The 18,920-nt window shown below is 67.5% G+C and carries 15 protein-coding genes and 1 pseudogene; 13 read left to right on the top strand and 3 right to left on the bottom strand.

Translation table 11 applies throughout. The features are described 5' to 3' along the window. Positions 1 to 31 precede the first annotated feature (31 nt). From thrC to recJ, 5 genes are all read left to right on the top strand, one after another. A complete protein-coding gene (gene thrC, locus B3E91_RS05050) occupies positions 32 to 1,441 on the top strand; it encodes a threonine synthase (RefSeq protein WP_287028593.1) in 1,410 nt (469 codons plus the stop codon). A gap of 224 nt (positions 1,442 to 1,665) precedes the next feature. Continuing rightward, positions 1,666 to 1,950 carry a DUF3509 domain-containing protein gene (locus B3E91_RS05045; protein WP_273232293.1) on the top strand — a complete coding sequence of 95 codons (285 nt, stop codon included), beginning with the start codon at positions 1,666 to 1,668 and terminating at the stop codon, positions 1,948 to 1,950. Between the two features lie 282 nt (positions 1,951 to 2,232). Next, positions 2,233 to 3,246: an SDR family oxidoreductase gene (locus tag B3E91_RS05040; protein WP_273232295.1), complete on the top strand. Its 1,014-nt coding sequence runs from the start codon at positions 2,233 to 2,235 to the stop codon at positions 3,244 to 3,246. A 114-nt stretch (positions 3,247 to 3,360) separates the two neighbouring features. Next, entirely contained in the window at positions 3,361 to 3,900 is a 540-nt protein-coding gene (locus tag B3E91_RS05035; protein WP_273232298.1) for a YaeQ family protein, read from the top strand. A gap of 203 nt (positions 3,901 to 4,103) precedes the next feature. Next, complete coding sequence (gene recJ / locus B3E91_RS05030; protein ID WP_287028592.1) at positions 4,104 to 5,819, top strand: single-stranded-DNA-specific exonuclease RecJ; 1,716 nt, start codon at positions 4,104 to 4,106, stop codon at positions 5,817 to 5,819. A gap of 9 nt (positions 5,820 to 5,828) precedes the next feature. Here recJ and B3E91_RS05025 read toward each other — a convergent pair whose 3' ends face one another. Then, the gene (locus B3E91_RS05025; protein ID WP_287028645.1) at positions 5,829 to 6,833 is read right to left on the bottom strand and encodes a DUF2955 domain-containing protein; all 1,005 of its coding nucleotides are present in this window, start codon (positions 6,831 to 6,833) and stop codon (positions 5,829 to 5,831) included. Between the two features lie 14 nt (positions 6,834 to 6,847). Further along, positions 6,848 to 7,906, bottom strand: a complete 1,059-nt coding sequence (locus tag B3E91_RS05020; RefSeq protein WP_287028591.1) for an HlyD family secretion protein — start codon at positions 7,904 to 7,906, stop codon at positions 6,848 to 6,850. Positions 7,907 to 8,093: 187 nt separating this feature from the next. Between B3E91_RS05020 and B3E91_RS05015 the strand changes: the two genes are divergently transcribed. After that, complete coding sequence (locus B3E91_RS05015) at positions 8,094 to 9,191, top strand: NADH:flavin oxidoreductase/NADH oxidase (protein WP_273232305.1); 1,098 nt, start codon at positions 8,094 to 8,096, stop codon at positions 9,189 to 9,191. A gap of 77 nt (positions 9,192 to 9,268) precedes the next feature. Here B3E91_RS05015 and B3E91_RS05010 read toward each other — a convergent pair whose 3' ends face one another. Then, positions 9,269 to 10,204, bottom strand: a complete 936-nt coding sequence (locus B3E91_RS05010; protein ID WP_287028590.1) for a LysR family transcriptional regulator — start codon at positions 10,202 to 10,204, stop codon at positions 9,269 to 9,271. A 108-nt stretch (positions 10,205 to 10,312) separates the two neighbouring features. Here B3E91_RS05010 and araD1 point away from each other — a divergent pair, with 108 nt between their 5' ends. The 7 genes and pseudogenes from araD1 (at position 10,313) to B3E91_RS04980 (ending at position 18,899) form a co-directional block, all read left to right on the top strand. Continuing rightward, a complete protein-coding gene (gene araD1, locus B3E91_RS05005) occupies positions 10,313 to 11,308 on the top strand; it encodes an AraD1 family protein (protein WP_287028589.1) in 996 nt (331 codons plus the stop codon). Positions 11,309 to 11,394: 86 nt separating this feature from the next. Next, complete coding sequence (locus B3E91_RS05000) at positions 11,395 to 12,708, top strand: MFS transporter (RefSeq protein ID WP_273232311.1); 1,314 nt, start codon at positions 11,395 to 11,397, stop codon at positions 12,706 to 12,708. Positions 12,709 to 12,740: 32 nt separating this feature from the next. Then, a pseudogene (locus B3E91_RS04995) lies at positions 12,741 to 14,296 on the top strand (UxaA family hydrolase). A gap of 59 nt (positions 14,297 to 14,355) precedes the next feature. Next, positions 14,356 to 15,633 carry an alpha-hydroxy acid oxidase gene (locus tag B3E91_RS04990; RefSeq protein ID WP_287028588.1) on the top strand — a complete coding sequence of 426 codons (1,278 nt, stop codon included), beginning with the start codon at positions 14,356 to 14,358 and terminating at the stop codon, positions 15,631 to 15,633. 184 nt (positions 15,634 to 15,817) lie between these two features. After that, complete coding sequence (locus B3E91_RS04985; protein ID WP_287028587.1) at positions 15,818 to 17,398, top strand: aldehyde dehydrogenase (NADP(+)); 1,581 nt, start codon at positions 15,818 to 15,820, stop codon at positions 17,396 to 17,398. Between the two features lie 172 nt (positions 17,399 to 17,570). After that, on the top strand, positions 17,571 to 17,876 hold the full coding sequence (locus tag B3E91_RS22115) for a hypothetical protein (RefSeq protein ID WP_349681591.1): 306 nt from the start codon (positions 17,571 to 17,573) through the stop codon (positions 17,874 to 17,876). 18 nt (positions 17,877 to 17,894) lie between these two features. After that, complete coding sequence (locus B3E91_RS04980; protein WP_349681590.1) at positions 17,895 to 18,899, top strand: MFS transporter; 1,005 nt, start codon at positions 17,895 to 17,897, stop codon at positions 18,897 to 18,899. Positions 18,900 to 18,920 lie beyond the last annotated feature (21 nt).

Here is an 18,920-nt window from a genome sequence, read left to right as displayed (position 1 = left end):
GGGGCGCGGCGCACAGCGAAGGTTTGTCGAAATGCGCTATATCAGCACCCGCGGCCAGGCACCTGCCCTGAACTTCGAAGACGTCCTGCTCGCCGGCCTGGCCAGCGATGGCGGCCTCTACGTACCGGAAAACCTGCCGCGCTTCACCCAGGAGGAAATCGCTTCCTGGGCCGGCTTGCCTTACCACGAGCTGGCCTTTCGGGTGATGCGCCCGTTCGTGGCCGGCAGCATCGAGGATGCCGACTTCAAGCGCATCCTCGAAGACACCTACGGCGTGTTCGCCCATAGCGCCATCGCGCCGCTGCGTCAGCTGAACGGCAACGAGTGGGTGCTCGAGCTGTTCCATGGCCCGACGCTGGCGTTCAAGGACTTCGCCCTGCAACTGCTCGGCCGGCTGCTCGACCATGTGCTGGCCAAGCGCAACGAGCGCGTGGTGATCATGGGCGCCACCTCCGGCGATACCGGATCGGCGGCGATCGAGGGCTGCAAGGCCTGCGACAACGTCGATATCTTCATCATGCACCCGCACAACCGCGTGTCCGAGGTGCAACGCCGGCAGATGACCACCATCTTCGGCGAGAACATCCACAACATCGCCATCGAAGGCAACTTCGACGACTGCCAAGAGATGGTCAAGGCCAGCTTCGCCGACCAGGGCTTCCTCAAAGGCACGCGTCTGGTGGCGGTCAACTCGATCAACTGGGCGCGGATCATGGCCCAGATCGTCTACTACTTTTACGCCGCGCTGCAGCTCGGTGCGCCGGCGCGCTCTATCGCCTTCTCCGTGCCTACCGGCAACTTCGGCGACATTTTCGCCGGCTACCTGGCGCGCAACATTGGCCTGCCGGTCAGCCAGCTGATCGTCGCCACTAACCGCAACGACATCCTGCACCGCTTCATGAGCGGCAACAGCTACGCCAAGGAAACCCTGCACGCGACCCTGTCGCCGTCGATGGACATCATGGTCTCGTCCAACTTCGAGCGGCTGCTGTTCGACCTGCACGGGCGCAACGGTGCGGCCATCGCCGGGCTGATGGACACCTTCAAGCGGGGCGGCGGTTTCAGCGTCGACGAAGACCGCTGGAGCGAAGCGCGCAAGCTGTTCGACTCGCTGGCGGTGGATGACGAGCAGACCTGCGAGACCATCGCCGCGGTATTCGCCGAAACCGGCGAGGTGCTCGACCCGCACACCGCCATCGGCGTGCGGGCCGGCCGTGAATGCCGTCGCAGCCTCAGCACGCCCATGGTGGTGCTGGGCACCGCGCATCCGGTGAAATTCCCCGAAGCGGTGGAGAAGGCCGGCATCGCCAAGGCCATCGAACTGCCGGCGCACCTGGCCGACCTGTTCGTCCGCGAGGAGCGTTACAGCGTGCTCGCCAACGACCTTAAGGCCGTGCAGGCCTTCGTCGCCGGGCACGGCAACCGCGGCAAACCCCTCTGAGCGAACGCCTCGCCGGCTTGCCGGCGGGTTTCCGCCCCTCCGTTCAGGCCGGCCTCGTTGCCGGCCTGTTCGCATCCGCGTCACGCCACTGAAATGAACCCCGCTTACCCTGAGGTTGCACTCGCGCCGGCCGTTCTCCGCGCGGGGCGCTCACGAACTTTCCGTGTGCTTATCGAGTCTTTGCTACACCTCCTTTATTTTCAGAACCTTACGTGGAGATGGACATGGAAAGCACAACGGAATTGCTGGAAGGCGCCCTGGCGCCGTACAAGGTGGTGTTGGGGCCTGACCATGCCGACGGCGGCAGGTTGATGACCCTGACCAACGAGGCGGGAGAACCCGTCCTCCAGCGCACGCTGAGCAAGGGGCAGCTGAGCGACCGCTTCGCCCTGACCGATGTGGTGGATGGCATCCTGCGCGACCTCTTGCTGATCGAAGGCCGTATCGCGCCCGAGGTGATTGCCCATCTGCACGGCAATAACCGGGTGAAAAACTACGCCTCGCTGTGATCCACGCCTGCCCGACGACCGGTTGAACGATTGGGCTTTTTCGCCGGTCAGTAATTACACGGCACATGAAACCTTACCGCTCCCAGGTCCATGTGCCGGCCGCCTGGCCCTCGTGGCTGGCGTTGAACCCCGAGCATCTCCCCCAAGGCTCGGGGTTTCTTTTTTTCGGCGTATGGCAGCCGCTGCCGTTGGACCGCTGGTCCACCCGAGGACCCCGGTTAGCCCCGCGCGCGGCGCCGCTCAGCGCCTTCGCCGCGTTCCTTTCCCGAACAGGAGGACTTCATGAAGCCCAATCTTCGTCCGCTCGCCCAGCAGGTCATCGTCATCACCGGCGCTTCCAGCGGCATTGGCCTCGCCACCGCGCGCGCCGCCGTCGCCAAGGGCGCCCGCCTGGTGCTGGTGGCCCGCAACGAACAGGCGCTGGAGCAGATCGCCGGCGAACTCGGCGGCAGCGCCCAGGTGGTCACGATGGCCGCCGACGTCGGCGACCGCCAGGCCATGCAGCGGGTCGCCGACCTCGCCATCGAGACGTTCGGCCGTTTCGACACCTGGGTGAACAATGCCGGCATCGCGGTGATCGGCAAGATAGAGGACGCCAGCGACGCCGATCATCGCCGTCTGTTCGAAACCAATTTCTGGGGCACCTACTACGGCTCGACCATCGCCGCCAAATACCTGCGCGAGCACGGCGGGGCGATCATCAACCTGGGCAGTTCCGAATCGGCCGCGCCGATTCCGGTGCACGGCATGTACGCGGCGTCCAAGCACGCGGTGAAGGCCATGACCGACGTGCTGCGGGTCGAGCTGCGCAAGGATGCCGCTCCGGTATCGGTAACGCTGATCCGGCCGGCGGCCACCGACACGCTGTTCACCGACCACGCCCGGGATTACACCGCCAGCGCGCCGGTCCTGCCGCCGCCGCTGTATGCGCCGGAAGAAGTCGCCGAGGCGATCCTCCATGCGGCGGTGCATCCCACCCGCGATATCTACATCGGCGCCTCCAAGGCCTTCACCGTGATCGCGCAGAACTTCCCGCGTTTCTACGACTGGCTCAGCGAGAAGGTCATCTACGACCGCCTGCAGAACGGCCAGCCGGACGCCAACTGGCAGGGCGCCCTGCACGGCCCGAACGGCGGCCGTTTGACCGGCCGTGCCCGTGGCTATTATCGGGGTCGTGTGCTGCGCCACAGCCTCTACACCCACGCCAGCCTGCACCCGGTCGCCACCGTGGCGATGCTCGGCCTCGGCGCTGTGGCCATCGGCGCGCTGCTCTGCGGCAAGGGCCGCGCCCGCTAGAGGCCGCGTCGCTCCCGATACCCCTCGCGCACGCTGCCAGGCTCCCGGCGGTGGTCGTGCCGCGAGGGCATTCGCGCTAGACTTGCCGGCTTCCATTCCGCCAGGAAGCCGTACATGGCCCTGCAAGCGACAACCTACAAAGTCGAAATAAACCTCACCGACCTCGACCGTTCGGTCTACGACACCGCGCGCTTCACCGTCGCCCGCCATCCCTCGGAGACCGAGGAGCGCCTGGTGGTGCGGCTGATCGCCTACTTGCTGTGGTACGGCGAGTTGCTGTCCTTCGGCCGCGGGCTGTCCGACGTTGACGAGCCGGCGCTGTGGGAGAAGAGCCTCGACGACCGGGTGCTGCACTGGATCGAAGTCGGCCAGCCGGATGCCGAGCGCATCACCTGGTGTTCGCGCCGCGCCGAGCGCTTCAGCCTGGTCGCCTACGGCAACCTGCGCGTGTGGCAGAGCAAGGTGCTCGATGGCGTCAGGAGCCTGAAGAACATCAACGTCGTCGCCGTCCCGCAGGAAGCGCTGGAAACCGTGGCGCGCGACCTGCCGCGCTCGATCAACTGGGCGGTGATGATCAGCGAAGGCACGCTGTTCATCACCGACGAGAACGGCCAGCACGAACTGCAACTGGAATGGCTGGCCGGCGAGCGCTGAGCCCAAGGTCTGCTGCGCGCCGGCAGGCTGCGTTGAATACAGGCCGGAGCGCCGTTTCGATTTACAGCTCGTGAACTCCGCGTCCTCGCCTGCTTTGACCAGCGGAAGGCCGTTACCGACGCAGCGTCTTGCATGGCTCTGGCTCGCGAGGCGTTGCACAAGCTCCAAGCTCTCATAAAGCTATCGCTTAACCCTGGAATCCCATGCGCATCGAACCCCGCCCGCTACCCGAAACCCTGCCCGACCTCGGCGAGCTGCCGCCGCTGCTGCGCCGCCTGTACGCCGCGCGCGGCGTGCGCTCCGCGGCGGAGCTGGACAAGGGGCTGGCACGCCTGATTCCGTATGGGCAGCTGAAGGGTATCGAGCGCGCCGTCGAACTGCTGGTGGTCGCCCTGGAGCAGCGCCAGCGGATTCTCTTCGTCGGCGACTTCGACGCCGATGGCGCCACTGCCAGTGCGGTGGGCGTGCTGGGTTTGCGCCTGCTCGGCGCCAGCCACGTCGACTACCTGGTGCCCAATCGCTTCGACTACGGCTACGGGCTGACCCCGGAAATCGTCGGCGTGGCGCTGCAGCGCAGCCCCGACCTGCTGGTGACCGTGGACAACGGCATCTCCAGCGTCGAGGGCGTGGCGGCGGCGAAGGCGGCCGGGCTCGGCGTGGTGATCACCGATCACCACCTGCCGGGCCAGGAGCTGCCGGCGGCGGACGCCATCGTCAACCCGAACCAGCCCGAGTGCAGCTTCCCGAGCAAGTGCATCGCCGGCGTCGGGGTGATCTTCTACGTGTTGCTGGCGCTGCGCGCCAGACTGCGCGAGAACGGCTGGTTTGCCCGCCAGTCTTTGGCCGAGCCCAACCTCGCCGAGCTGCTCGACCTGGTGGCGCTGGGTAGCGTCGCCGACGTGGTGCCGCTTGACGCCAACAATCGCATCCTGGTCCACCAGGGCCTGGCACGCATCCGCGCCGGTCGCGCGCGGCCCGGGTTGCGCGCGATCCTGGAGGTCGCCGGGCGCGACGCACGCAAGATCACCTCCACCGACCTGGGCTTCATCATCGGTCCGCGCCTGAATGCGGCGGGGCGGCTGGACGACATGAGCCTGGGCATCGAATGCCTGCTCTGCGAGAACGAAGCGCTGGCCCGCGACATGGCGGTGCAGCTCGACCAGCTCAACCAGGACCGCAAGTCCATCGAGCAGGGCATGCAGCGCGAAGCCCTGGCGCAGCTCAAGGACCTGGCGCTGGACGACCTGCCGTTCGGCCTCTGCCTGTTCGATGCGGACTGGCACCAGGGCGTGATCGGCATCCTTGCCTCGCGCCTGAAGGAGCGTTACCACCGCCCGGCGATCGCCTTCGCCGACGCCGGCGACGGCCTGCTCAAGGGTTCGGCGCGCTCGGTGCAGGGCTTCCATATCCGCGATGCGCTGGACGCCGTGGCGGCGCGCCATCCGGGGCTGATCAGCAAGTTCGGCGGGCACGCCATGGCGGCCGGGCTGTCGTTGCCGCAGGCCAACCTCGGCGCCTTCGCCGCGGCCTTCGACGCCGAAGTGCGCAAGCAGCTGGACGAGGACGACCTGACCGGACGGATGCTTTCCGACGGTCAGCTGGGCATCGAGGAGTTCCATCTGGAGCTGGCCAAGGCGCTGCGCCAGGCCGGGCCCTGGGGCCAGCAATTCCCCGAGCCGATGTTCCACGGCGTGTTCCAGGTGGTGCAGCAGCGCATCGTCGGCGAGAAGCACCTCAAGCTGGTGCTGAAGACCGAGTGCGGCGGTCGCACGCTGGACGGCATCGCCTTCAACGTCGACAGCGAGCTGCTGGCCAACCCGAAGCTGGGCTGGGTCGACGTGGCCTACAAGCTCGACGTCAACGAGTTCCGCGGTCAGGAAAGCGTGCAACTGCTGGTGGCCCACCTCGCGCCACGCTGAGGCGGCGCGTCAGGCGTGGCGGGTGGCCGGGAAGCGATCCAGCAGGCTGTGCAGGACGAACACCACCAGCAGGGTGACGAACACCGACAGGCACACCGAGCTGAGCCGGTAGAGCACGCTGTACATCATGTCGTGGGTCGGCGTCAGGTACTGGCCGAGGACGATGGCCAGCGTGGTGAGGGCGCCGAAGCCCTGGCCCGGCATGCCGTTCTCCAGCATGTGGATGCGCGCACAGTGCATCGCCGCGATCCACAGCAGGATCGCCACGAAGGGCAGGATGTCGTAGTGATCGTAGAGCACCACCTGCAGCGCCAGCGCCATCAGGCAGCCGCGCAGGGTGCCCAGGGCGCGCACCCGGCCGGCGAAGCGCACGCCGTTCCAGTGCATCGGGAACAGCACCAGGATCGAGGCGATCTGCGCCGACAGCGAATCGCGCAGATCGAAACACTGGAACACGATGAATGACAGGGTCGCCACGCTGGCGCCGAGCAGCGTCTCGTGGCGCCGGCTGGCCGCGTCCTTGGGCGCGGGCACGCGGGGCGCGCGCGGCTCGGCGTCGGGGAACAGCAGGAACATCAGGCAGGCGATGGCCACCGTTACCCAGGTCGCCACCAGATTGCTGGTGAGCATGTCGTAGAGGTTCACGTCCGGGTAGCTGCCGAAGTGCAGCAGCATCGAGAGAAACACCGAACTCAGCGCGCCGAAGAAGAACATCGGCCCCTGCGCCATCAGTGCGAAGCGGAACACGAAAAGCCCGAACACCAGCGGAATCATCAGGCCCGGACGGTCGCCGAAGAGCCCCTGGATCACCAGCGTCTCGACGCTGACCAGTGCCGAGCAGGCGAGGAACTGGCGGATCACGTGGGGCGTGATGGTCGGCACCAGGCCGAGCAGCAACATCGGGTAGACGCCGAAGAAGGCGCCGTAGTCCCAGTTCATCAGCTTGCAGATGAAGAACCCCAGGGTGCCGCCGCTGGCGATGCGCAGGCACTGGCGCAGGTCGTTCTTCGACAGCTCGCGCTTCATCATCAGTAGATGTAGTGCAGCAGGCTGATGAAGCCGATCTGCGCGCTGCCCAGCAGCCGGCTCAGGCGATTGCCGGGGAACAGCTGCACGGTGGCCTTGGCGCCGCTGGGCAGGGGGACGTCCGGCGCGGCGTCGAGTTGCACGTGCAGGCGCTGGCGTTGCGCGTCGCGCACCCAGCGGTCGGACATCACCGGCGCGGCGAGGTCGCCGTTGGCTTCCAGCTGACCCTCCCTGACCCCCGCATCGATGGCGATCACCCGTGCGTCGAAACGCTCGCCCGGCCGCGCATCGAAGACCACCACCGCCTCGTCGCCGGGCTGCACGTAGCGCAGCGATTTCTCGCGGAAATCGGCGGTGATGTCGATGCGGTCGTCGACCAGCGCGGCGACCGGCTGGCCGGCGGCGACGTAGGCGCCAGGCGTCAGCTGCAGGTTGCTCAGGGTGCCGGCGCGGTCGGCGCGCACCGCGCTGTAGCTGAGCTGCAACTGCGCCTGTTCCAGCGCATTGCGCGCCTGGCGCAGGCGCAGGTTGTCCTCGCCGGTGGCGCCGCGGCGCGACACCAGCTCACGCAGCTGCGCCTGCGCCGCCGCCACCTGGGCGCGCGCGGCCTGCGCGCGGGACAGGGTCTGGTCGTGCTGCTGGCGGGAGACGTTGGCGCGCTCCACCAGCACCTTCACGCGGCGCACTTCGCTGTCCAGTTCGTCGGCGGTGCTGCGCACGGCGAGCAGGCCGGCTTCGGCCGAAGCGATCGCCGCATCCAGCTCGAGGTTGGTGCGGCGCGCCTCTTCCAGCGCCAGCTCGGCCTGGCGAACGGCCAGTGCGAAGGGCTGCGGGTCGAGGCGGAAGATCAGGTCGCCGGGCTGCACGTGGGCGTTGTTTCGCGCCGCCACTTCCAGCACTTGGCCGCCGACGCGCGGCGCCAGGCGCACCACGGGGCGGGTCAGTTGCGCCTGCGGCGTCAGCGGCATCCACAGGTCGGCGATCAGGAAGTAGACGAACAGCGCGACGAACAGGGCGATGGCGCAGCGCACCGCGCGGGCGAAGCGTTGATCGGGGGTCATTGGGGCATTTCCTCGGCACGGCAGGCAAAGCGGCGGATTTTACTGGCAGAGGAGGCGGGCGATTGGCGGTGTTTCGGCAATAAACCGTTCCGCCAGCGTGACGATGGGCGCCTCGATCCCTGATTCGAAGAACCCGGCCTAAGCTAAGGGGGTCGATAACAACAATGTCGCCATTGGGAGTTCCGCCATGAGTCATCTCTTCGAACCCTTGCAGCTGCGCCAGCTCAGCCTGCCCAACCGCATCGCCGTGTCGCCCATGTGCCAGTACTCGGCGAAGGAAGGCCTGCCCAACGACTGGCACCTGGTGCACCTGGGCAGTCGCGCCGTGGGCGGCGCCGGCCTGGTGTTGATCGAGGCCACCGCGGTGACCGCCGAGGGCCGCATCACTCCCGAGGACCTGGGCATCTGGTCCGACGAGCACATCGAACCCTTGCAGCGCATCACCCGTTTCATCGAGTCCCAGGGTGCCTTCGCCGGCATCCAGCTGGCCCATGCCGGGCGCAAGGCGAGTACCTGGGCGCCGTGGCTGAACAAGCACGGCAGCGTGCCGGTGGCGGCCGGAGGTTGGGCGCCGAGCGGTCCTTCGGCCATCGCTTTCAGCCCCGAGCACGCGGTGCCGACGGCGCTCGACGAGGCGCAGATCGGCGAGGTGATCCAGGCCTTCGTGCGTGCCGCCGAACGCGCGCTGGCGGCCGGCTTCAAGGTGGTCGAGGTCCACGCGGCGCATGGCTACCTGTTGCATCAGTTCCTCTCGCCGCTCTCCAACCAGCGTCGCGACGGCTACGGCGGCTCGTTCGAGAACCGCATTCGCCTGCTCCTGCAGGTGACCGAGTCGGTGCGCGAAGTCTGGCCGCAGGAGTTGCCGCTGTTCGTCCGCGTCTCGGCGACCGACTGGGTGCAGGACGGCTGGAACCCCGACGAAACGGTGGAACTGGCACGGCGCCTGAAACCCCTGGGCGTCGATCTGATCGACGTGTCCTCCGGCGGCACCGCGGCGAACGCGGAAATCCCCACCGGACCGGGCTACCAGACCGAATTCGCCGAGCGCGTGCGCAAGGAGGCCGGCATCGCCAGTGGCACGGTGGGAATGATCACCGAGGCGGTGCAGGCCGAGCACATCCTGCGCACCGGCCAGGCCGACCTGATCCTGCTCGCCCGCGAACTGCTGCGCGACCCGTACTGGCCGCTGCACGCCGCGGAATACCTCAACGAGCGCTCGCAGCCCTGGCCGGCGCAATACCTGCGTGCCGCGCACCGCGACACGCCGATGCGCAAACCGGTCTGAGCGCAAGCGCACCCACCGCCCGGCGAACCCTTCGCCGGGCTCACCCTTCAGCGGTTCCCCACAGGCGTGGACGCGGCTCAGGCGCCGAGCGGGTTTTCCTTGCGCAGCTCCTCCAGCAGCAGGGCAGCCGGAGCGGTCAGTGCCGAGCCCTGGCGGGTTACGGCCGAATAGACCTCGGTGCGCGAGCGGATCCGCAGCGGCAGGCGCGCGAGCATGCCGTGGCGCAACGCGAATTGCGCCACTTCGATCGGCATCAGCGCCACCAGGCGCGGATCTTCCTGCAGCAGCATCAAGGTAGTGAAGGTCGATGAGGTCTCGATCGGGTAGCGCGGGAAGTCCAGACCGGCCTCGTTGAATTCGCGCTCCAGCAGCAGGCGCATCGGCATGTTCGCCGGGTACACCACCCAGGAATGATCCTGCAGATCGGCCAGCTCCAGTTCGCCGGCGCCGGCCAGCGGATGCTGCGGGTTGCCCACCAGTACCAGTTCTTCGCGGTGCTCGCTGAGGCAGACGTAGTCGTCGGGGCGCTGGCTCACGCTGCTCCGGCAGATCGCCAGGTCCAGCCGGCCCTGATCGACCATCGGCAACAGCCGCGCGCTGGTGTCCTCGATGATCTCCACCGACAGCTGCGGCTGTTTCTCGCGCAGGCGGCCGAGCGCCCGCATCAGCATCGGCACCCCGCCCATGATGATGCCCACCGAAAGACGGCCACCTTCACCCTGGAGAATCCCGAGCATCTCCTCCCGCAGATGGGCGAGGTCGGTGTGGATCAGGCGGGCGTAGCGGATCACGCAGCGCCCGAGGTCGTTGGGCTCCAGGCCCTTGGGCGTGCGCTCGAACAGCGTCGCGCCGAGGGTCGACTCGATCTCGCGCAGCGCCTTGGTCGCTCCGGGCTGAGTTATCGAGACGCGCTCGGCGGCCTTGTGCAGCGAGCCGTGCTCGTCGAGGGCGATCAGCAGACGCAACTGGCGCAGGCGCAACCGCGAGGAAATGCTTGAAAGGGAAGGGATCATGAAGGGGATGAGGAAAAGTTATCGCTCAATCAGCAGCTCTCATTAGGCAGGCGCGAAGGCCGTTCGTAAAGTGCGGACAGCGAATTCCATAACGACAAGAGTCCTTCCATGAGACTGATCCAGTTCGAGACGGCCCAGGGCCAGCGCCAGGTCGGCGTGGTCGAAGGCGACGCCATCCAGACCGTGCGCGGCGTGCGCAGTACCCGTGAGCTGGCCCTCGCCGCGCTGCGGGGCGGTCGCGGCCTGGTCGAGGAAGTCCTCGCTCGCGGCTGCGACAGCGGCCCGTCCTACCGCGAATTGCTCGAAGCCGGCCGCGTCCTGCCGCCGCTCGACCACGAAGATCCCGCCCATTGCCTGATCAGCGGAACCGGCCTGACCCATCTCGGCAGCGCCTCCACGCGCGACAAGATGCACCAGCAGAAGGCCCAGGACGAGGCCACCATGACCGACACCCTGCGCATGTTCAAATGGGGTGTCGAGGGCGGAAAACCGCTGGAGGGCGCGGTCGGTGCGCAGCCTGAATGGTTCTACAAGGGTGACGGCGGCATCGTCGTGCGTCCCGGCGCGCCCTTCCCGGTGCCGGAGTTCGCCGAGGATTCCGGCGAGGAACCCGAGCTGGTCGGCCTGTATCTGATCGGCGACGACGGCACGCCATGTCGCCTGGGTTTCGCCCTCGGCAACGAGTTCTCGGACCATGTGATGGAGCGTCGCAGCTACCTGTACTTGGCGCACTCCAAGCTGCGCGCCTGCTCCTACGGTCCCGAGCTGCGCGTCGGCGAGCTGCCGGCCGACCTGGCCGGCACCAGCCGCATCCGCCGCGGTGACGAGGTGCTCTGGGAGAAGGAGTTCGTCTCCGGCGAGGACAACATGTGCCACAGCCTGGACAACCTCGAATACCACCACTTCAAGTACGCCCAGTTCCTTCGTCCGGGCGACGTGCATGTGCACTTCTTCGGTACGGCCACGCTGTCGTTCGCCGACGGTGTGAAGGTCCAGCCGGGTGACCGTTTCGAGATCAGCATGGCCGAGTTCGGCGAGCCGCTGGTCAACGGCGTGGAGATTCGCCGGCCCGATTTCGCCATGGGAGGTGTCAAGGCGCTGTAAGCCCCGGTCGGCCATCTCGCGATGGCCGTTCCGCTGCCGGGAAGGCCCGGTATTCGATGCATAACAAACATAATAACGAGTGAATCATGAAGACATCCGACGCTCAGGCCCTTCACGCCGCGGCCATGCCGACGGCCGCTGCCAACCGCCCGACCACCGTTCGCTGGCGGATCTTCCTGCTGTTGCTGTTGCTGGCCGCGATCAACTACATCGACCGCGCCTCGCTGTCGGTGGCGCTACCGCTGATCTCCGCCGAATTCCAGATGACCCCCGCGCTCGAGGGCCTGATGCTCAGTGCATTCTTCTGGTCCTACGCGCTGATGCAGATTCCCAGCGGCATGCTGCTGGATCGCTTCAACGCACGCGGCATCGTCGGGCTCGCCACGGTCGGCTGGGGCGCCTTCCAGGCGATCGGCGCGTTGTCCACCGGCTGGATCACGCTGATGCTGACGCGCATCGGCCTGGGCGTCGCCGAGTCGCCGATCATGCCGGCCGGTGCCAAGCTCAACGGCAACTGGCTGACCGCCAACGAGCGCGGCCGCGGCGCCGTACTGGTGGACGGCGGCGCGCCACTGGGCACCGCGCTGGGTGCGATCATCACCACCGCGCTGATCGCCTGGTTCGGCTCCTGGCGCATCGCCTTCGTCATTGCCGGCGTCGGCACCATCGTCGTCGGCATCTGGGCCTGGTGGTACATCCGCAATCACCCGTCCGAACACCCGAAAGTCAACGCCGCCGAGCTGGAGCACATCCAGAAAGGCAACCTGGTGGCCTCCGCGACCGGTCCCAAGCCGAAGATGCGCGACCTGATCACCAGCCGCTCGGTACTCGCCATGTTCGCCGGCTACGCCTGCTACAACAGCGTGTTCTACGGCCTGATGACCTGGATGCCGAGCTACCTGCACCAGACCCACGGCCTGGACATCAAGTCGATGGGCGGCGCGACTTTTCTGATCTTCATGTGCGGCTTCGTCGGCGAGATCGTCGGCGGTGCCATCGCCGACAAGTGGAAATCCGCCGGCGGCTCGCCGAACCTGGTGATGCGCAGCATGTTCAGCGGCTCGGCGCTGATCGCCGCGCTGTGCATCCTCGCCGTGGCCTACACGCCGGACGTGGTGGCGGTGATTGCGCTGCTCTGCGTCGCGCTGTTCTTCATCCGCTGGTGCGGCATGTACTGGTGCCTGCCGGCGATCCTCGGCGGCAAGTCGCGCTCCGGCGTGCTCGGTGGCGGGATGAACTTCTGGGGCAATATGTCCGGCGTGCTGGTGCCGATCCTGATCGGCCTGATCGTCCAGTTCACCGGCTCCTACTTCATGGCCCTGATCTTCTTCGTGGCGATGGCGATGGGTCTGGTGCTGTTCTCCGGGATGATCGATTACCGCGAGCGCGGCCACGCCTGAGGCGCGCTTCGCCAATCACAAGAGGTAGCGTGATGGAACTGATAATGAAAGCGGGCGCTGCGCAGGACATCGCTGCCGCCGTGATCCGCTCAACCCGCTGGACGACGTGCTGGTCGCGCGCCAGCCGCTCACCGAAGGCCTGCACCTGGCCCACGAGAACGTCACCGTGCGCCAGGCCATACCGGCCGGCCACAAGATCGCCACCCGGCACATCGGCAAGGGTGAGCCACTGCGTCGCTACGGGCAGATCATCGGCTTCGCCTCGCAACCGATCGAGCCCGGCGAGCACGTTCACGTGCACAACGTCGAGATGGGCGATTTCTCCCGCGACTACGCCTTCGGCGCGGATGCGAAGCCGACCGTGCAGCGCGAGGCGACCTTCCAGGGCATCGTTCGCGCCGACGGCCGCGTCGCCACGCGCAACTACATCGGCATCCTCACCTCGGTGAACTGCTCGGCCACCGTGGCACGGGCGATCGCCGACCATTTCCGCCGCGACATCCACCCCGAGGCCCTGGCCGCCTACCCGAACGTCGACGGCGTGGTCGCGCTGACCCACGGCGTCGGCTGCGCGGTCGATCCGGGTGGCGAGGCGCTGGCGATGCTGCAGCGCACCCTCGGCGGCTATGCCGTCCACGCGAATTTCCACGCGGTGCTGATGATCGGCCTGGGCTGCGAGACCAATCAGATCGAGGACCTGCTCAAGGCCCGCGGGCTGGAGGCCAGCAACCAGCTGCGCACCTTCACCATCCAGGGCACCGGCGGCACCTCGAAGACCATCGCCAGCGGCATCGCCCAGGTCAAGTCGCTGCTCGCCGAGGCCAACCGCGTCGAGCGCGAGCCGGTCAGCGCCAGGCACCTGATCGTCGGCCTGCAGTGCGGCGGTTCGGATGGCTACTCGGGCATCACCGCCAACCCGGCGCTGGGCAACGCGGTGGATCGTCTGGTCGCCGCCGGCGGCACCGCGATCCTGTCCGAGACCCCGGAGGTCTATGGCGCCGAGCATCTGCTGACGCGCCGCGCGGTGAGCCGCGAAGTGGGCGAGAAGCTGATCAGGCGCATCCACTGGTGGGAGGCGTACTGCGCGCGGATGAACGCCGAGCTGAACAACAACCCGTCCGCCGGCAACAAGGCGGGCGGGCTCACCACCATCCTCGAGAAATCCCTCGGCGCGGTGGCCAAGGCCGGCTCGACCAACCTGGTCGACGTGTACGAGTACGCCGAGGCGGTCACCGCCCACGGCCTGGTGTTCATGGACACCCCCGGCTACGACCCGATCTCGGCCACCGGCCAGGTCGCCGGCGGCGCCAACCTGATCGCCTTCACCACCGGGCGCGGTTCGGCCTACGGCTGCGCACCGTCGCCGTCGATCAAGCTGGCCACCAACAGCCGGATGTTCGAGCACCAGGAAGAGGACATGGACGTGAACTGCGGCGGCATCGCCGACGGCTCGACCACCATCGAGGAGCGCGGCGCGCACATCTTCGAGCTGATGCTGCGCATCGCCTCCGGGGAGCGCAGCAAGTCCGAGCAGCACGGCTACGGGCAGAACGAGTTCGTGCCCTGGCAGATCGGCGCCATCACCTGACGCAACGGCGCGGGCGTTGCTTCGACGCCCGCGCGCTTTTCCCCGCTTTCGAGAACCCGATGAACAGACGCCTCTATCCCGGACGAGACTATCGCCGTGCGCAGAGCATCGACGAGCTGCGCGAACTGGCGCGTCGGCGGCTGCCGAATTTCTCCTTCGAATACGTCGAAGGCGGCTCCGACGACGAATTCACCCTGTCACGCAACCGCGCGATCTTCCAGAGCATCACCCTGCAGCCGCGCACGCTGCGCAACGTCGGCACGCGCGACCTGCGGCGGGACGTCTTCGGCAAACCGTCGGCGTTGCCGTTCATGGTCGGGCCGACCGGTTTCAACGGGCTGCTCACCGCCGGTGGCGACCTGCGGCTCGCCGAAGCGGCGGCCAGGGCCGGCATTCCTTTCGTGCTGAGCAACGCCTCGACGTCCTCGATCGAGAAGATCGCCGCCATCGACGGCATCCGCGCCTGGATGCAGATCTACCTCTACCGCACCCGCGACCATGTGGCGAAGCTGGTGGAGCGGGTGCGCCGGCTGGAGCTGGAGGCCATCGTCGTCACCGTCGACAGCGCGATCTTCGGCAACCGCGAATGGGACCGGCGCAACTACGTGCGGCCGTTGCAGCTGGACCTGCGCAACAAGCTGGATGTGGCGCTGCATACGGAGTGGGTGTGGGACGTGCTGGTGCCCAACGGCGTGCCGCGCTTCGCCAACCTCGGCGACCTGTTGCCGCCCGGCAAGGATTCGGTGAAGGGCGCTGCCAGCGCCTTGGCCGTCGAGCTCGACCCGAGCCTGAACTGGGACGACATCGCCTGGCTGCGGGATATCTGGAAGGGCAAGCTGATCGTCAAGGGCATGATCCATCCGGCGGATGCCGAGATCGCCCTGGGCTACGGCGTCGACGGCGTGGTGCTGTCCAACCACGGCGGGCGCCAGCTCGATGGCTCGGTTTCGGCGATGGAGACGCTGGCCGAGGTGGCGCGCCTGGCGCGCGGGCGGATGTCGGTCTTTCTCGATGGCGGATTTCGCCGGGGCAGCGACATCGTCAAGGCGCTGCTGCTTGGCGCGGACGCCGTGCTGCTCGGGCGCGCGGCGCTCTACGGCCTGGCGGCGGGGAAGGGGCCGGGGGCCAGCCACGCGATCGAGATCCTGCGCAGCGAAGTGGATCGTACCCTCGGCCTGCTCGGCTGCAGCTCGCTCGACGAGCTGAGCCCCGAGCTGATCCACGCGCCGGCCTGGCGCGCAGCGGCGCAAGCCGTGGCCGGTCATGCGCCGCACGGTGCCGGCGAAGCGGGGTCGAACTTCGACGGGCGAAGGATGCCCATCGAGGCGTTTTCCTAGGACGGCCTGCTTTCGGAGCGCCGGTGAATGATCTCCGGCGCGAGTTTCCCAAGAGCGCTGCGCGGCCGCGCAACGCTTCATCGGTCTGCGGACCACAGCCGCGAGGGCGCCGAGAACCGGCCCCTCGCGCTCCCCGGCCACGGCACGCGCCGCGGCTCCATCACTTCAAGAGCAGGAGGGCGCCATGCCTGACATCCTCGGACAGAACTACATCAACGGCGCGCGCAGCGCCCTGGGCGACGTCGTCGTGCACAGCCTCGACGCCAGCACCGGCGAGAAGCTGCCCTACGACTTCCACCAGGCCACGCTTGGCGAGGTCGATGCCGCCGCCAAGGCGGCTGCCGCTGCCTACCCAACGTACCGCACGCTGTCGGCGGCCAGGCGCGCCGACTTCCTCGACGCCATTGCCGCCGAGATCGATGCCCTGGGCGATGACTTCGTTGCCCTGGTCTGCCAGGAAACCGCACTGCCGGCCGGGCGTATCCAGGGCGAGCGCGGCCGCACCAGCGGGCAGATGCGCCTGTTCGCCCAGGTGCTGCGCCGCGGCGATTTCTACGGCGCACGCATCGACCGCGCGCTGCCGGATCGCCAGCCCATGCCGCGCCCGGACCTGCGCCAGTACCGCATCGGCCTCGGCCCGGTCGCGGTGTTCGGCGCGTCGAACTTCCCGCTGGCGTTTTCCACCGCCGGTGGCGACACCGCCGCCGCGCTGGCCGCCGGTTGCCCGGTGGTGTTCAAGGCCCACAGCGGGCACATGGCCACGGCCGAATTCGTCGCCGACGCCATCGTGCGCGCGGCCGAGAAGACCGGCATGCCCAGGGGCGTGTTCAACATGATCTACGGCGGCGGCGTGGGCGAGGCGCTGGTCAAGCACCCGGCGATCCAGGCGGTCGGCTTCACCGGCTCGCTGCGCGGCGGTCGTGCGCTGTGCGACATGGCGGCGGCGCGTCCGCAGCCGATCCCGGTGTTCGCCGAGATGAGCAGCATCAACCCGATGCTCCTGCTGCCCGAGGCGATCAAGGCCCGTGGCGAGAAAATTGCCGCCGAGCTGACCGGCTCCGTGGTCCTCGGCGCCGGGCAGTTCTGCACCAACCCCGGCCTGGTGATCGGCATCAGGTCGGCGGAGTTTTCCGCCTTCCTCGAACGCTTTGCCGCGCTGATGGGCGACCAGCCGGCGCAGACCATGCTCAACCCGGGCGGCCTGAAGAGCTACTGCCACGGCCTGGACAACCTGCACCGGCACCCCGGCATCACCCACCTGGCCGGCGCGAAACAGGAAGGCAACCAGGCCAAGCCGCAGCTGTTCAAGGCCGATGTCAGCCTGCTGCTCGACGGCGACGAACTGCTCCAGGAAGAGGTCTTCGGCCCCACCACCATCGTCGTCGAAGTGGCCGACAAGGCAGAGCTGATCCAGGCGCTGCACGGCTTGCACGGCCAGCTCACCGCGACCCTGATCGCCGAGCCGGCGGACCTGGACGCCTACGGTGATCTGTTGGCGCTGCTGGAACAGAAGGCCGGGCGCCTGCTGCTCAACGGCTACCCGACCGGCGTGGAAGTCTGCGATTCGATGGTGCACGGCGGGCCGTACCCGGCGACTTCGGACGCCCGCGGCACCTCGGTGGGCACCCTGGCCATCGACCGCTTCCTGCGCCCGGTGTGCTACCAGAACTACCCGGATGCCTTCCTGCCCGAGGCGCTACAAAACGCTAACCCGCTGGGCATCCAGCGCCTGGTGGACGGCACGCCGAGCCGCGAGGCGCTGTAAGCCAATCGACCCAGGGTGGGGCGGGCGGCGCTCCATCCTCGTTCGTCAATACACCGCCGTATCGGTGGGCTGAAGCCCACCCTACGGTTGATTTTCCGCCCTGCGACAGTGAACCAATAGCCTCCGACAGCCTCGCCGTAGGCCATTACAAGAACAACAACGAGGGTCAACCATGAATACCAGCACGCTGGCCGCGGACGCGGCTGCCCAGGAATCCCTGGAAAACCGCATCTACCGCAAGGTGAACTGGCGGATCGTTCCGCTGTTCATTCTCTGTTTCCTCTTCGCCTACCTGGATCGGGTCAACATCAGCTTCGCCAAGTTGCAGATGCAGAGCGACCTCGGCTTCAGCGACACCGTCTACGGTCTGGGCGCGAGCCTGTTCTTCGTCGGCTATTTCCTCTTCGAGGTGCCGAGCAACATGCTCTTGCACCGCATCGGCGTCCGCGTCTGGATCGCCCGGATCATGATCTCCTAGGGCCTGGCCTCGGCGGCGATGATGTTCGTCAGCAACGAGACCTGGTTCTACGTGCTGCGCTTCCTGATCGGCGTGATGGAGGCCGGCTTCGTGCCCGGGGTGCTGTATTTCTTCACCCAGTGGTATCCCGGCAACCGCCGTGCGCGGATCAACTCCTACTTCAAGAGCTCGATCTGCCTGTGCGGCATCATCGGCGGACCGCTGGCGGGGTTCATCCTCGGCCACTTCGACGGTGTCGGCGGCATGGCCGGCTGGAAGTGGCTGTTCCTTCTCGAAGGCCTGCCGTCGGTGCTGCTGGGCCTGGTGGTGCTCTGGCTGGTGGCCGACCGCATCGAGGATGCGCGCTGGCTGAGTCGCGAGGAGAAGGACTTCCTGGCCGGCTGCATGGCCCGTGACGTGCAGCCCGAAGGCTCGCAGTCGCTGCGTTCGATCCTCAAGGAACCGGCGACTCTGGCGCTGTCGGGCATCTACCTGTGCCTGGTGATGGCGCTGACCGGGCTGCTGTTCTGGATGCCGCAGCTGATCCGCAATGCCGGGGTCGACGACACCATGCGCATCGGCCTGCTGACCATGATCCCCTACATCGTCGCGGTGGTCGGCAACCTGCTCATCGGGCGCAGTTCCGACATGCGCGGCGAGCGCCGCTGGCACATGGCGTTCTGCGCGGCGATGACCGCCTGCGGTTACCTGGTCTGCGCGCTGTTCTACGGACAGATCGCCCTGCTGATGCTGGGCATGTGCCTGATCATGACCGGCATCATCGCCTGGATGCCGATCTTCTGGACCATTCCGCCGCGCTATCTCAGCGGTCTCGCCGCTGCGGCCGGCATCGCCCTGATCAACTCGCTGGGGCAACTCGGGGGTATCGTCGGTCCGTTCATGGTTGGTAAGGTCCGGGATCTGTCGGGCAGCTCGTCGCTGGCGTTGTTCATGCTGGCGGGCGCCTGCCTGTTGGCCACCGCGCTGATCATCTGGGCGGTGCCTTCGCGCTTCTATGCCAAGGAAGTACCGGCCGACAGCTGACTGAATCCGGCGGCGTTCGCG

It is taken from the genome of Pseudomonas sp. UBA6310, from assembly GCF_002438225.1.
Taxonomy (GTDB): domain Bacteria; phylum Pseudomonadota; class Gammaproteobacteria; order Pseudomonadales; family Pseudomonadaceae; genus Pseudomonas_O; species Pseudomonas_O kuykendallii.
The sequence above is the reverse complement of the archived record's forward strand: the minus strand, read 5'-3'. Positions and strand labels throughout refer to the sequence as shown.

Bases quoted from the DNA above. Each gene is read 5' to 3' on its own strand.
- thrC (WP_287028593.1), top strand. From the start codon at position 32: ATGCGCTATATCAGCACCCGCGGCCAGGCACCTGCCCTGAACTTCGAA.
- B3E91_RS05045 (WP_273232293.1), top strand. From the start codon at position 1,666: ATGGAAAGCACAACGGAATTGCTGGAAGGCGCCCTGGCGCCGTACAAG.
- B3E91_RS05040 (WP_273232295.1), top strand. From the start codon at position 2,233: ATGAAGCCCAATCTTCGTCCGCTCGCCCAGCAGGTCATCGTCATCACC.
- B3E91_RS05035 (WP_273232298.1), top strand. From the start codon at position 3,361: ATGGCCCTGCAAGCGACAACCTACAAAGTCGAAATAAACCTCACCGAC.
- recJ (WP_287028592.1), top strand. From the start codon at position 4,104: ATGCGCATCGAACCCCGCCCGCTACCCGAAACCCTGCCCGACCTCGGC.
- B3E91_RS05020 (WP_287028591.1), bottom strand. From the start codon at position 7,906: ATGACCCCCGATCAACGCTTCGCCCGCGCGGTGCGCTGCGCCATCGCC.
- B3E91_RS05015 (WP_273232305.1), top strand. From the start codon at position 8,094: ATGAGTCATCTCTTCGAACCCTTGCAGCTGCGCCAGCTCAGCCTGCCC.
- B3E91_RS05010 (WP_287028590.1), bottom strand. From the start codon at position 10,204: ATGATCCCTTCCCTTTCAAGCATTTCCTCGCGGTTGCGCCTGCGCCAG.
- araD1 (WP_287028589.1), top strand. From the start codon at position 10,313: ATGAGACTGATCCAGTTCGAGACGGCCCAGGGCCAGCGCCAGGTCGGC.
- B3E91_RS05000 (WP_273232311.1), top strand. From the start codon at position 11,395: ATGAAGACATCCGACGCTCAGGCCCTTCACGCCGCGGCCATGCCGACG.
- B3E91_RS04990 (WP_287028588.1), top strand. From the start codon at position 14,356: ATGAACAGACGCCTCTATCCCGGACGAGACTATCGCCGTGCGCAGAGC.
- B3E91_RS04985 (WP_287028587.1), top strand. From the start codon at position 15,818: ATGCCTGACATCCTCGGACAGAACTACATCAACGGCGCGCGCAGCGCC.
- B3E91_RS22115 (WP_349681591.1), top strand. From the start codon at position 17,571: ATGAATACCAGCACGCTGGCCGCGGACGCGGCTGCCCAGGAATCCCTG.
- B3E91_RS04980 (WP_349681590.1), top strand. From the start codon at position 17,895: ATGATGTTCGTCAGCAACGAGACCTGGTTCTACGTGCTGCGCTTCCTG.